This window comes from Acinetobacter sichuanensis (assembly GCF_003024515.2).
Taxonomy (GTDB): domain Bacteria; phylum Pseudomonadota; class Gammaproteobacteria; order Pseudomonadales; family Moraxellaceae; genus Acinetobacter; species Acinetobacter sichuanensis.
In genome coordinates this window covers 1-726 of record NZ_PYIX02000194.1, presented here as the reverse complement: position 1 = coordinate 726, position 726 = coordinate 1, and the positions used below count along the sequence as shown (strand labels likewise).

The following is a 726-nucleotide window of genomic DNA, read 5'->3' as shown; positions in this document are numbered from 1 at the left end:
TCAGCCAGAAAATTTGCTGAACTTATTAAAAGACATCCTAGTACGATCTATCGTGAGCTTAAAAGAAATAGCATCAATGACGTTTATCAAGCTCAATATGCTTCTGATAACACTTTTGCTAGACGTAGACGTGGTCACAGAAAACTCAAAATCGATTCAATCCTCTGGAAATTTATTGTTGAAGCGATCCGTTGTTTATGGTCTCCTCAGCAAATAGCAAAGCGTTTAAAGACATTTCCTGATTTGGATCAAACAATGAATGTAAGCCATACAACGATTTATTCAACGATACGAGCATTACCCAAGGGTGAGTTGAAAAAAGACTTATTATCCTGTCTACGTCATGAAAATAAAAAGCGAAAAGCTAACGGTGAACCTAAAAAAGATTCTATATTACAGGATATTAAAACTATTCATGAGCGCCCAGCCGAAGTTCAAGAAAGAAAAATACCGGGTCATTGGGAAGCTGATTTAATTAAAGGTAAAGACAATAAAAGTTCGATAGCAACACTTATTGAACGAAATACACGGCTCTGTATCTTGGCAACATTACCTGATGCAAAGGCAGAATCAGTGCGCAAGGCTTTAACTGAAGCTCTGAAATATTTACCTGCAGAACTGCGTAAAACGTTGACCTATGACCGTGGACGTGAGATGTCAGAACATAAAATACTCGAAGAAGATTTAGGCATAGATGTATATTTCTGTGACCCACATTCACCCTGG

1 protein-coding gene is annotated in these 726 nt (G+C 37.6%); it reads left to right on the top strand.

Features of this window, described 5'->3' with window-relative positions; genetic code table 11:
* On the top strand, positions 1-726 hold a 726-nt coding region (locus C9E89_RS22975), incomplete at both ends, for an IS30-like element ISAba125 family transposase (protein ID WP_107010344.1).